Genomic DNA, 11,376 nt, shown 5'->3' with positions numbered 1-11,376 from the left:
GGGCAGGGTCTGCAAATTTCAGAAAATCAGTTGTTTTCGTGTTGCAGTGCTGTGAACTGTGTGTTATTTTAGGGGACAAGAATTTTAACCTTGTTATTGGCAAAAAAGATGACTTCAACACTGACGCAACTAAAGTTCGTGCAACCCGACTCAATCGGTGCAACATCAAAAAAAATTTTGACTAAAGTCATGAATTACGATTTATCAGTAATTCGAGACAAGTTCTTAAAAGATAATCCAGAATTATCTCCTGGTTTAGAGGGTATTGAGTTACTTTACCGTCAATATATGTATCTTTGTGCTGTAAAGCCTAAAAATCTGTTATTAGGGGTTCCCTCAAATGAGGTCGATCTATTTTGGCATTGTCATATTCTACATACTCAGTTATACCAAGATTTTTGTGCTGAGATCGCTGGGTATTTTATTCATCACGATCCATATGGTGCGTCGATGAGTAATCAAGATAGAAAGATTTCCCATGACAACCTTTTACATCTGTTTAATATTCATTTTGAAAATACAACCTTTCCAGAAAAAATAGTTTCTGATTGCGGCGCTCATTTTTCTGATTGTGGCGCTCATTTTTCTGATTGCGGCGCTCATTTTTCTGATTGCGGTGCTTAGGTGTCTTGATTGGTCTTTGCTAATTGATGACTCCCACCTTACTGCTATATTTTTGTTGATTACCAGACTTGATATCAGATGGCGGCCGAATTAAATTTAACTCATTCATCAAGAGCCGTCACACCCATGAGGGAAAGCCCGTAGTGCGAGCATCTTGCTCGCTACCTTTCCCCATTCCCCGCCTTGTTGGGAGTGCGAGCATCTTGCTCGCTACCTCTCCCCATCACCCCATCCCCCCATTCTCACTAGGGAAATTCAAAAGCTAGGGAGCGAGACGCTCCCACTCCTTTTTTCAGAATCTCAAACAATATTTCACAAATGAGCCGGAAAGATCGTCTTATTAAGAGGAACATCATGGACTGATTACCCCTTAAGATTTTTCCTTGGTAATGAAACTGAATTTCCTGAGCCGCATAACCTCCAGTCTCACCAGCCTTGTACTCGCCAACTGTCTATTATTAGGAGCCGCAGCCCGCGCCAATATTTCCATTTCTCCCCTGGTGGTAGAAACCCAAGTGAACCGAGGGCAAGCCACAGGAAGCATCACCGTCTCGAACCTCACATCAGAAGAATTTCGCGCCCGCGTCTACAGCGCCCCATTTACCTACAATGCAGAAGAAGGATTTCAAATCTTAGACTCTAGCCCTCAAGACTTAAGTCCCTACCTGCAATTTTCTCCGCGAGAACTACAAATTCCAGGGACAGAACAACGTCGCATCCGCTTCATTGCCCGATTTCCTCCCAGTTTACCCGATGGAGAATATCGAGCCATCCTCTTTACCGAAAACCTCAAAGCCACCATTCAAGAAGAAACCGATTCCACGGGGGATATCGTTTTTCGGACAACCATCGTGCCCCGAATTGGAGTCGCCGTTTATGTCCGCAAAGGGAATATTTCCCATGAGCTAACCCTCGACAGTGCCCGATATAATCCAGAGTCCAAAACCCTGGACTTACTCGCCATAAACACCGGAAAAGCGAGCGTCATTTTGCAACCAGAATGGACACTGAAAAAAGAGGGTCGAGAAATAAATCGCGGTCGAAATGAAAGTATCACCGTGATTGCCGAAGGTTCCCGCTATATACCCATAGACTATTCTACCGATCGCGAACAGACTTTGGAACCCGGAGACTATGAACTTTCTGGGCAATTAGGTTGGGGCGTGAATTTCAGTAATAAAATCGACTTTTCCGTGAATTTTACCGTTCCTGCGACTGCTGAATCCAGGATTTTCCCTCTTCCGAGTGACCTCTAGATCCCCCTGAGCCAACCTTAAAAAGGGGGGAAGAAGAAAGTTCCCCTTTTTAAGCGGGGAAGAAGAAAGTTCCCCTTTTTAAGCGGGGAAGAAGAAAGTCCCCCTTTTTAAGGGGGATTTAGGGGGATCAAAATGTCCCATATAAAGCGCAAAAACTGCTGTAATAGCGCAAAAAAATGTAATGAAAAAGTCGATAAAAGTCTTCAAATTAATCGGTTGTTTGCAACTAATCTTTTTGAGTGAATGTATTGGGCTACCGCAAGCAACTCTTGCCGCCACCATGCCCACCACAGCTCTCACAGAAAGCACCCCAAATTCCCAGCAGACTCTGTTTATTGTCGGCTTAACCGTAGGCAGGCGAAACGTTAATGCTGGGGTATTAGTGCGCGGTGAAGTTGACGATACAGAAGCCATCAACTTTGACGATTGGCTGGTTCCTTATAATGCTATTTTAGAAGCCTTAAACTTTACTTCTGAAGTGGTGGAAGAGGACACCGTTGAATTAAGATCGCCCTTTAAGGTCGTGCAACTGAATCTGAATGACTTACAAACAGACCCCGAATTAGGATTAGTCCTTTCCGTGGCCCAAATGAGAGAATTATTGGCCATTCCCATTGAATTTGATTGGCGAGAATATGCTATTGTTTTTCAAGTACCGGAAGTTCGCAACCCTCGCAGAACTCGCCGTCAAGATCGCCAAATTGTCCTTGAAGGATTGCCCCAAATTTCTGCTCCTAACTTTAATATCAGTGGGGTGCAACAGGAAGTGAACTCAACCGGAATAGGAGAGAATACGATTAACAACCGAGGGCAATTTTCGGCCGTGGGAACCCTGTTCGATAGCAGTTGGTTTTTGCGCTTGAATCAACGGGACTTTAGCCAAAGCGAAACTTGGCAATTGTCGGAATTACAGTTCCTCAGACAAAGGGATTCCGCCGACTATTATTTGGGGTCACAGCCGACATTTTGGCGCAGTCAAAGTGGGGGAGAGTTTTGGGGATTTACGACTATTCAACGTCGAGGATATATTCCGTTTCCCATTCTGAGAAATAATGGTGGGGCAAACCCGGAGCAACGACTGCAACCGGAGTCGGTGACGGCAACCATAACCGGTCAAGCAAAACCGGGAACGGTTGTGCAATTAGTGAACAATTTGCAGACTGGAGAATTGCTGGCTGAACAAGTTGTGGATGATTCGGGAGTTTATCGGTTTAATGCGGTGAGAGTGGGACGAAGTTTTGATACTCAATATTATGTTTTACTCTATCCAAATGGTTCTTTGGCTGAGGAACCGATTATTGAGGAAGCGCGATTTAGTGTATTGCTGGAACAATTACCCGCAGGTACATCGGCATGGGTGGTTTCTACGGGGTGGAAGCGTCAGTTAAACGTTGATGAATTTTGGGGCGATTTTACTGATTTTAATGCGGGAGTGACCAGTCGCTGGGGACTCTCGGAGGATTTGACGGTGGGTTTGGGGGCATTTTACGATCTGGGGATGAATGGATTGGCGGAAATTTTTTATCAACCCAAAGGGACTCCATTTATTGCGTCAATCTCTGGCATTCTTGGAGAAGAGACAGATATTGATATTAATCTGGTTTGGGATGGTTATCCGAATTTTCTGGCAAGTTTAAGTAGCGATTTTGAGGATACGCGCTATTCCTTAGATTGGAAATTTTTACCTCAATTGAGATTGATTGCTAATGGTACATTTGGCGATCTTGGGAATTTTAGTTTACAGTATTTTTCTGGTGGCTTAAATTCTTCTACTCTGGCTCGGTTGAATGTGGATACGGAGGGGGAGTTGAGTTGGAATCTGAATCAACAGTTGGGGCGGCTTTATCTGTTTCATCAGGGAAATAAGAGCAGTTCTTTGTCGGATTTGTCTTATCAGTTTACGCCGTCTCATCATGGGGTTTTAAATTATCGGACGTTGCATGGTTCTAGGAATGATTATTTGCTGTCAGCATTCTGGCGCTACAGATCGCCCGATCGCACTTATTTTGGCGAGACCTTGTGGCAAAGTGAGTTAGGCTACCAAGTCGGATCTCAGGGCGGTGGCTTTTATGTCAATGCATCCACCGCCATTTTACCGGGAATTGCCCTAGAGGTGCGCTATGAAGGCATCTCTCTAACCTCCGATCGCAGTCAGTTTCGCCTGCAACTGGTGTCGAGTTTAGGGTTGCAACAAGGTATTCGTCCCGGCGATCGCCAATTGGAGCGCTTACGCACCGCAGGCGGCTTGTCGATTCAGCCCTTTTACGATCGCAACAACAACGGCAAACGGGATCGTAATGAAGAGATTTATACCGATTCCTCCGAGTTTCTGATCCTCAATAACCAACTGGTAGAACCCTGGGAAATTGAAGTAAAAGGCGATCGCTTCCTTCTCCCCCTTCCCCCCGCCACCTATTGCCTCGACTTAGAAGCCGCAGGATTTCCCCCCGACTTCCAGCCTTCAGTCAAAAGCTGGGCAGTAGAAGTCGTCGAAGGCAGTTTTACCCCCCTGATGATTCCCTTGCAACCCTCCTATACCCTTGCCGGAGTCGTCACCGATAGCCAAGGCAACCCCATTGCCGGAGCCAGAGTAGAAGCCTTCTCCAGTGACGGAACTTCAGCCAGTTTATCCATTACCAACACAGCCGGAGTGTATTATCTAGAACAATTGCGAGAAGGCTCCTATCAACTCAAAGTCAATGGTGATGGGGCGATCGAACCCAACACCATTACCATCGAGCCGAATTCCGAAACCCTATTGGAATTAAACTTACAGCAGTTAGAGCAGTAATGAGTCGCGCACAGTTGCCCTCATCCCCCTACCCCCTTCTCCCACGGGCGCTGCCCTGCTTGCCCTGAGCGAAGTCGAAGGGAGCGAAGTCGAAGGGAGAAGGGGGAAAAGTCCCTCTCCCGTGGGAGAGGGATATAGGGAGAGGGCATGATTTCCCTTATCCTCCTGCCCACCCTACGATGATTTGCTACTCTTGGTCTAACAAAACTCGCAAAAACAGCATCGGAGTTAAAACTTGCGTGCCATGGTAATATTTCAGCGACAGCAAATGGTTATCGACAGACACCAAATAATCGGCTTTCGCTTCATAAGCCGCCGCTAAAAATTTATTATCATCTGGGTCAATATCATCAAGGTAAGTGGCTTCATACACTCCAGGAATATGCAGGGCGATCTCTATAATCTCTGTGAGTAAATCTTCAATATCTGCTAAATTAACCTGCTGCCTAATCAACCTTGTAGCAAGTTCTTCAAGCAAAAGTGGAGCCATGACTAAACTAAAACGTCCCTCACGCCATAACGTTAAAATATGCCGAGGACTACTTTGACGGGTTGGACGAAGCATAGCAGCCACAAATACAGAAGTATCAATGACAACTTTAAGCATCAATCTTCATTCCATTTCGAGAAGATTTTGATTGTTCAAGTTCTAATCCAATGCGATCGACAGTTGCCTCAAAATCTGCCCAAATTTCTTCAGCCGGACGCGGTGGCATTGCTGAGGCGATCGCAAATGCCTTGTCGATCAATTCTTTCGCTTGACGGAGTTCTTCTGCACTTGGGGGAGTCGGATCGACTTCGATGCCTTCCCACTCTAAGAGCAACACATCATTGGGCGTACATTGAAAAAAATTACACAATTTCGCCAGAGTATCAAAGGCGATCGCCTCTGCCGAACCCTTCTCTAATTCCCTGATTTGCTCTAGGTCAATTCCCGTGACTTCGGCAATCTCTTCATTACTAACATTGCCGTAATTTTTCTTGAGTTGAGATAACTGACTTTTGACTTTCATATCATTCCCAAAAATTCCGTTATTTGTTCACTTATTCTACGATGATTCGCTGTCATTGCGAACTTACAGCAGTTAGAGCAGTAATGAGTCGCGCACAGTTGCCCTCATCCCCCTACCCCCTTCTCCCACGGGCGCTGCCCTGAGCGAAGTCGAAGGGAGAAGGGGAAAAAGTCCCTCTCCCGTGGGAGAGGGATATAGGGAGAGGGCATCCCTCCATCAATCCAGAAAATACATCCTCAACTTTTCAGTCAACATCAAGCGTCCCTCAGAAACCCGCTTGCGGACATTCGTATAGGAAAGCTCCTGCTTTTCAGCAATCTCTTTATAGGACAGCGCCCCATAGTAATGTAAAATAAACGTCTCCCGAATGCGATCGGGTAAACTTTGGATCGCCTTTTCGATCATCTTCCGCGCTTCAGCTTCTTCCAGACTCATATTTCTATGCTCTTGCATCGGCGATAAAATTCGGGCTTCATCCAATCGATCGAAGGATACTATCTTATTCTTGCTCCGATTTTTTTTACGCTGCATATCAATACAGACATGATGAGTTGTTTTATACAAATAAGACTTAAAATTATAGATATTTTCCGGATTATCACCCATTTTTTTCCATGCTTTCAACATAGATTCAGAGAGGGCATCCTCCGCATCCATCACATTACCGCCCATCCATTTTAGGCAACAATAATAGAGACCATCTCGATGTTTTTTCCATTCTCGCCAAAACCAAATGTGTTTTTTTTTACAAAGCTTGTCAGGGTGAGGGCGATCGCCGCAATTAACAGGTGAATTCTCTAACATTTTCATCATTCATCACAAAACTAACAGTATTCACATAGTAAAAACCCCTGATCTAATTGTATTGATCTTTATCAAAGATGCTATAAAAAGTATCCTATCCCCATAAATGTGGTTTTCACCTCATTTACTCTGATTAAAAGAGCCGTAGAGAGAAAAATCATCACACACTTTTGCGAATGGATTACGGTTATTATTGCTAAACCTATCACGTCAACATCAGAGTCGCCTTGATTGAGATCACACTTGTGATGACAGTTACAATAACCTTTCTCCAAATTAATAAGTAACGCACCCAATCCATCTCGAAGCCGGTCGTCCAGTGGTCATTGGTATTTTGCATAAAGGCTCAACTCAGTTCGTAGTAAGCACTTTAGTAGATTGTAAGTGCCCTGCGCTGTCGCTAACGCACCCTACTGTCGTGACTAAAATAGGGCAATAGGTTGCCCGGAGTGCGTTAGGGAAAACAACAGCGAGCAAGATGCTCGCACTACAATCGATTGCTATCAACATTTGCCCTCATCCCCCTACCCCTTTCTCCCACGGGAGAGGGATATTCCTGCGGACATGAAAGGGAGAGGGCAAAAAGGGCATTAACTCAAAAATTTCACAAATTCACCCCCACAAACGTCTTAAAGATAGAACACCCTAACCATAGATATAAAAATCTCAACCATGAACACTATCCGTTTTGCCCTCGCAAGTGCCCTGGCAATCCTCAGCGCTGTAGCCTTTGCTCCCAAAGCCCAAGCCCAAAACAGCACAACCGTCAACTTCAATGGGAATGTGACCAGCTCCTGCACGTTTACTAACGTTGCCAATGGTACATTGCAGCAGCCCAGTGCTACGGCTGAATACCTGATGGCTGAACCTGTATCGAACACTGGTCAAACAGGGCTTCTAACAGTCAACTGTACAGGCCCTAGCAATCTCTCTATCAGCCCCCCAGTGAAACTTCAGGCTCCGCATGGGTTCAACCCCGATATTGTTCAAGCTGTTTTATACAACGACACAGGGTCTGAGACTACAACCAATGGCAATGGCCAGTTTAGCAACAGTTCTCCGTGGAATAGCTCTACAACACCAATATCTGCTACTAATAACAGTACTTATAGGGTCGGTATGGTTGTGGGCAAAATCGTATCTTTTTTATCTTCTACATTGATATCAAAACGGTAAACAATGCCCTTACAGAATCAATCCCATCCCCCAGCTCAACTCTTACGGACAGACCGAGAAAAGATCGACCGAATTAAAGCAGCCACGGCATCGGACAATATAAACAAAGCCCCCGATAATCCCGCAACAAATATTATAGGCAAACCCATTTGGTATACGATCCTATCCATTTATGCAATTTTGTTAACCTTTACTGGATTTGTCACCTTCTTTTACAATAACGGTTTTGCCTCTCGTCAGGAGCATATTGAACAACTCGATCTAATTACCACCCCTGAAGAATTAGACCTCTATACTCAGATGATCGCATCAGAAGTTCAAAATATAGAAGCCATCAACAACATGGCCAATCAAGCCTTTAACGTTGTCCTCGGCTCATTACTAGGCTTTTTATCAGCCACTTTAACCACCTTAGAAGATACCGATGAAAGCGATTTTTGATTAATATTATATTTATTTAAATTAAGTTATCCGTAGGGGCGGGTTATACCCAAATTTTGTAGACTGACAACTATTTTTGTATTCATGTCCGCTTGCGGAAACCCCCCTCCCCACTCTTTAGCTTCTGCTCCCCTTCTCCTGCGGGAGAAGGGGTAGGGGGATGAGGGGCAACCATTACATAACTCACTAAATGCCCTCTCCCTAATCCCTCTCCCACGGGAGAGGGACTATATGCTCCCCTTCTCCTGCGGGAGAAGGGGCTGGGGGATGAGGGGCAACCATTACATAACTCACTAAATGCCCTCTCCCTAATCCCTCTCCCACGGGAGAGGGACTATATGCTCCCCTTCTCCTGCGGGAGAAGGGGTAGGGGGATGAGGGGCAGCCATTACATAACTCATTTAGGTTTACTATATAACAGTAAAAAACCTGATAAATTCAGAAAACGGGTAGTATTTACGTCTCCTTAATAGCGTTTACAACCCAATTAAGCCCATGAAATACATGAAAGCCAAGGCAAACACGAAACTGAAGAAATTGCCTCTAGAAGCCGGTCAACTGAAACCCGAACAAATCGTGGATGTTCCAGCCGGAAAAAGTTATGGCTTTGAAGCCCTAGAAGCGGCCGATAATGGTCATATCAAAGTCACCTTAGCTGCCAATTCGGGCACATTCTATGTTTTTGCTAAACATTGGGACGGTTTAAGCTTAGATCCAGAACTCACCCTAATTACCCAAGAGCAAGCAGAGCAATTATTTGGCAATCCCATCTATCCAGAAGAACTCAAAGATCTCAACCATTGCTTGCATGTTTATCAAATCAATACCAAAGATAGATTATTTCACTTCCTCAGCCAAATTGCCCATGAGTCCGGTGGCTTGAAGTATCTCAAAGAACTTGGTGATGGCTCATATTTAGAAGGAAGAGATGATTTAGGAAATATTAACCCAGGGGATGGGCCAAAATATAAAGGTGCTGGGGCAATCCAATTAACAGGACGCAGCAACTATCAAGCCTTTTGTAACTTCAGGGGCGATGCAAAAATCATGGAAGGCTGTGATTATGTTGCCAAAAATTATCCCTTTAGCAGTGCCGGTTTTTGGTGGCAAAATAACCGCATGAATGAATTGTGCGATCGCGGTGCAACCGTTGAAGAAGTCACCCAAGCCGTAAATGGTGGCTATAATGGCTTGGAAGACCGCAAACATTACTACCAAAAAGCCAAAAGTATTCTCTCTCAACGGAGTTTCAAGAAAATTTTGCTTGATGTTCCCTGGTTCCCCCAAACCGATAACTATATAGATCCCACGGGAACCTGTAATGCCTCTTCCTGTGCCATGTGTTTAGAGTATTTCCGCCCAGGAACTTTACCCGGAAAACAGGGAGATGATGCCTACCTAAAAGTCGTTTGTCAATATGGAGATAGCATCGATCATACCGTTCAAGGACAAGCCTTATCCCATTTCGGCCTGAACAGCAGTTGGCATATCAATCTCGATTTTGAGGATGTCTATCGAGAACTCGAAGCAGGTCGTCCAGTGGTCATTGGTATTTTGCATAGAGGCACAACTGAAAATCCTTCTGGATCTGGACATATTATTGTTGTGCGCGGACGCACTGAAAACGGTGATTTTATTGTCAACGATCCCTATGGTTCTATACATGATAATTACAAGGGTGCAGTTGAAAATGGTCGTAGTGCTATTTACAGTCGCTATGAAATGAAATATCGCTGGACTGCTGATGGGCCGGGAACCGGTTGGGGGCGATTCTTTCAACCCTGTCGTGACTAAAATAGGGCATTAAGGTAGGGTGGGTTAGGCGGCTAAAACCTAGGCTCTGACAGCAATCTCTCAATCCGCCGTAACCCACCATTTTAGGGTTGTCAAGGCACTACTGTCGTGACTAAAATAGGGCATTAAGGTAGGGTGGGTTAGGCGGCTAAAACCTAGGCTCTGACAGCAATCTCTCAATCCGCCGTAACCCACCATTTTAGGGTTGTCAAGGCACTACTGTCGTGACTAAAATAGGGCATTAAGGTAGGGTGGGTTAGGCGGCTAAAACCTAGGCTCTGACAGCAATCTCTCAATCCGCCGTAACCCACCATTTTAGGGTTGTCAAGGCACTACTGTCGTGACTAAAATAGGGCATTAAGGTAGGGTGGGTTAGGCGGCTAAAACCTAGGCTCTGACAGCAATCTCTCAATCCGCCGTAACCCACCATTTTAGCGCGGTCATGGGACTACTGGACTGTTTCAGCTAAAATAGGGCAATAGGTCTCCCAGAGTGCGTTAGGGAAAACAACAGCGAGCAAGATGCTCGCATTACATCGATTGTTATCAACAGTTGCCCTCATCCCCCTACCCCCTTCTCCCACGGGAGAAGGGGAAAGAGAGCATCACAAAACATTTCACAAACTCACCCCCACAAACGTCTTATAAATAGGACACCCTAACATACTCATAAACATCCCAACCATGAAAAACCGTCATCTCGCCCTCGCAAGTGCCCTGGCTATCCTCGGTGCTGTAACCTTGGCTCCCAAAGCCCAAGCCCAAAACAGCACAACTGTCAACTTCAATGGCACTGTGAGCAGCACCTGCACGTTTAGTAACGTTCAGAATGGTACATTGGTGCAGCCCAGTGCCACGGCTGAATACCTGATGGCTGAAAGTTATCTCAGCAATACTGGTACGTCAGGGTCTGTAACAGTCAACTGTACAGCCCCTAGCTCTCTTTCTATTAGTGCCCCAGTGAAAATTCAGGCCCCGGCTGGGTTCAACCCCGATATTGTTCAAGCAGCTTTATTCAACCCCGCGTTACCCGTGTTCACAACAAATGGCAACGGCCAGTTTAGCAACAGTTTGCCGTGGAATGCCCCTACAACAACAATACCTACTGCTAATAACAGTCCTTATGAGGTCATGATGGTTGTGGGCAAGAATGCTAATGCCAATGGCTTACCTGCTGGGACTTATGAGTATCAAGTCACAGTGACGGCGACCCCTAACTAGCTTCTCTTGTAGGGTTTTCATTAAACTATAGCAAACCTAAATGAGTTATGTAATGGCTGCCCCTCATCCCCCTGCCCCCTTCTCCCGCAGGCGCTGCCCTGAGCGAAGTCGAAGGGAGAAGGGGGAAAAAGTTCCTCTCCCGTGGGAGAGGGATATTCCTGCGGACATGAAAGGGAGAGGGCAAAAACGACATCAACACTCACCCTCATCCCCCTGCCCCCTTCTCCCGCAGGCGCTGCCCTGAGCGAAGTCGAAGG

The 11,376-nt window shown here is 45.6% G+C and carries 11 protein-coding genes; 7 read left to right on the top strand and 4 right to left on the bottom strand.

Annotated features, from left to right (window positions below; translation table 11 throughout):
* Nucleotides 1-68: 68 nt before the first annotated feature.
* Nucleotides 69-191, bottom strand: a complete 123-nt coding sequence (locus PMG25_RS11125) for a hypothetical protein (protein WP_283766970.1) — start codon at nucleotides 189-191, stop codon at nucleotides 69-71.
* Between PMG25_RS11125 and PMG25_RS11120 the strand changes: the two genes are divergently transcribed.
* From PMG25_RS11120 to PMG25_RS11110, 3 genes are all read left to right on the top strand, one after another.
* Nucleotides 190-624, top strand: a complete 435-nt coding sequence (locus PMG25_RS11120; protein ID WP_283766969.1) for a glycine-rich domain-containing protein — start codon at nucleotides 190-192, stop codon at nucleotides 622-624. The two genes, PMG25_RS11125 and PMG25_RS11120, sit on opposite strands and share 2 nt — an antisense overlap.
* A 389-nt stretch (nucleotides 625-1,013) precedes the next feature.
* Entirely contained in the window at nucleotides 1,014-1,880 is an 867-nt protein-coding gene (locus PMG25_RS11115; RefSeq protein WP_283766968.1) for a fimbrial biogenesis chaperone, read from the top strand.
* Nucleotides 1,881-2,061: 181 nt separating this feature from the next.
* Complete coding sequence (locus PMG25_RS11110) at nucleotides 2,062-4,671, top strand: carboxypeptidase regulatory-like domain-containing protein (RefSeq protein ID WP_283766967.1); 2,610 nt, start codon at nucleotides 2,062-2,064, stop codon at nucleotides 4,669-4,671.
* A 187-nt stretch (nucleotides 4,672-4,858) separates the two neighbouring features.
* On the opposite strand, the gene PMG25_RS11105 is transcribed toward PMG25_RS11110, so the two are convergent.
* The 3 genes from PMG25_RS11105 to PMG25_RS11095 form a co-directional block, all read right to left on the bottom strand.
* Nucleotides 4,859-5,278 (bottom strand): putative toxin-antitoxin system toxin component, PIN family, encoded by a 420-nt coding sequence (locus tag PMG25_RS11105; RefSeq protein WP_283754843.1) that lies wholly within the window; start codon nucleotides 5,276-5,278, stop codon nucleotides 4,859-4,861.
* Entirely contained in the window at nucleotides 5,271-5,684 is a 414-nt protein-coding gene (locus tag PMG25_RS11100) for a helix-turn-helix domain-containing protein (protein ID WP_283766966.1), read from the bottom strand. The genes PMG25_RS11105 and PMG25_RS11100 overlap by 8 nt, the downstream gene beginning before the upstream one ends.
* 216 nt (nucleotides 5,685-5,900) lie before the next feature.
* Entirely contained in the window at nucleotides 5,901-6,494 is a 594-nt protein-coding gene (locus PMG25_RS11095; protein ID WP_283766965.1) for an RNA polymerase sigma factor, read from the bottom strand.
* A gap of 666 nt (nucleotides 6,495-7,160) precedes the next feature.
* On the opposite strand from PMG25_RS11095, the gene PMG25_RS11090 reads away from it, so the two are divergent.
* The 4 genes from PMG25_RS11090 (at nucleotide 7,161) to PMG25_RS11075 (ending at nucleotide 11,119) form a co-directional block, all read left to right on the top strand.
* Nucleotides 7,161-7,664 carry a hypothetical protein gene (locus PMG25_RS11090; RefSeq protein WP_283766964.1) on the top strand — a complete coding sequence of 168 codons (504 nt, stop codon included), beginning with the start codon at nucleotides 7,161-7,163 and terminating at the stop codon, nucleotides 7,662-7,664.
* A 3-nt stretch (nucleotides 7,665-7,667) separates the two neighbouring features.
* Nucleotides 7,668-8,105: a hypothetical protein gene (locus PMG25_RS11085; RefSeq protein WP_283766963.1), complete on the top strand. Its 438-nt coding sequence runs from the start codon at nucleotides 7,668-7,670 to the stop codon at nucleotides 8,103-8,105.
* 495 nt (nucleotides 8,106-8,600) lie between these two features.
* Entirely contained in the window at nucleotides 8,601-9,899 is a 1,299-nt protein-coding gene (locus PMG25_RS11080; RefSeq protein ID WP_283766962.1) for a C39 family peptidase, read from the top strand.
* Nucleotides 9,900-10,582: 683 nt separating this feature from the next.
* The gene (locus PMG25_RS11075; protein ID WP_283766961.1) at nucleotides 10,583-11,119 is read left to right on the top strand and encodes a hypothetical protein; all 537 of its coding nucleotides are present in this window, start codon (nucleotides 10,583-10,585) and stop codon (nucleotides 11,117-11,119) included.
* The last annotated feature ends 257 nt before the right edge of the window (nucleotides 11,120-11,376 follow it).

Source organism: Roseofilum capinflatum BLCC-M114 (genome assembly GCF_030068505.1).
GTDB lineage: Bacteria > Cyanobacteriota > Cyanobacteriia > Cyanobacteriales > Desertifilaceae > Roseofilum > Roseofilum capinflatum.
Note: the sequence above shows the minus strand (reverse complement) of the source record. Positions and strands in the feature narration are given on the sequence as shown.

Excerpts from the sequence above, each read along its gene's own strand:
- PMG25_RS11115 (WP_283766968.1), top strand. The coding sequence starts at position 1,014 with ATGAAACTGAATTTCCTGAGCCGCATAACCTCCAGTCTCACCAGCCTT.
- PMG25_RS11080 (WP_283766962.1), top strand. The coding sequence starts at position 8,601 with ATGAAATACATGAAAGCCAAGGCAAACACGAAACTGAAGAAATTGCCT.
- PMG25_RS11105 (WP_283754843.1), bottom strand. The coding sequence starts at position 5,278 with ATGCTTAAAGTTGTCATTGATACTTCTGTATTTGTGGCTGCTATGCTT.
- PMG25_RS11090 (WP_283766964.1), top strand. The coding sequence starts at position 7,161 with ATGAACACTATCCGTTTTGCCCTCGCAAGTGCCCTGGCAATCCTCAGC.
- PMG25_RS11125 (WP_283766970.1), bottom strand. The coding sequence starts at position 191 with ATGACTTTAGTCAAAATTTTTTTTGATGTTGCACCGATTGAGTCGGGT.
- PMG25_RS11110 (WP_283766967.1), top strand. The coding sequence starts at position 2,062 with ATGAAAAAGTCGATAAAAGTCTTCAAATTAATCGGTTGTTTGCAACTA.
- PMG25_RS11095 (WP_283766965.1), bottom strand. The coding sequence starts at position 6,494 with ATGAAAATGTTAGAGAATTCACCTGTTAATTGCGGCGATCGCCCTCAC.
- PMG25_RS11075 (WP_283766961.1), top strand. The coding sequence starts at position 10,583 with ATGAAAAACCGTCATCTCGCCCTCGCAAGTGCCCTGGCTATCCTCGGT.
- PMG25_RS11100 (WP_283766966.1), bottom strand. The coding sequence starts at position 5,684 with ATGAAAGTCAAAAGTCAGTTATCTCAACTCAAGAAAAATTACGGCAAT.
- PMG25_RS11085 (WP_283766963.1), top strand. The coding sequence starts at position 7,668 with ATGCCCTTACAGAATCAATCCCATCCCCCAGCTCAACTCTTACGGACA.
- PMG25_RS11120 (WP_283766969.1), top strand. The coding sequence starts at position 190 with ATGAATTACGATTTATCAGTAATTCGAGACAAGTTCTTAAAAGATAAT.